The following is a 262-nucleotide window of genomic DNA, read 5'->3' as shown; positions in this document are numbered from 1 at the left end:
ACATATAAAAATGTTCTCGTCGATTCAGAACAAAGTGATTAGTCATGATTGAATTCTCAACTTGAGAGTTTGATCCTGGCTCAGAACGAACGCTGGCGGCAGGCTTAACACATGCAAGTCGAGCGCCTCGCAAGAGGAGCGGCAGACGGGTGAGTAACACGTGGGAATCTACCCATCCCTGCGGAACAACTCCGGGAAACTGGAGCTAATACCGCATACGCCCTACGGGGGAAAGATTTATCGGGGATGGATGAGCCCGCGT

Annotated in this window: 1 rRNA gene; it reads left to right on the top strand. The window is 51.1% G+C overall.

The features are described 5' to 3' along the window. Positions 1-57 precede the first annotated feature (57 nt). Positions 58-262, top strand: a 16S ribosomal RNA gene (locus tag MRBLMR1_RS29950); the annotation flags it as partial.

The sequence above is a fragment of the Neorhizobium sp. LMR1-1-1.1 genome, from assembly GCF_040675795.1.
Classification (GTDB): Bacteria; Pseudomonadota; Alphaproteobacteria; order Rhizobiales; family Rhizobiaceae; genus Neorhizobium; species Neorhizobium cellulosilyticum.
Note: the sequence above shows the minus strand (reverse complement) of the source record. Positions and strands in the feature narration are given on the sequence as shown.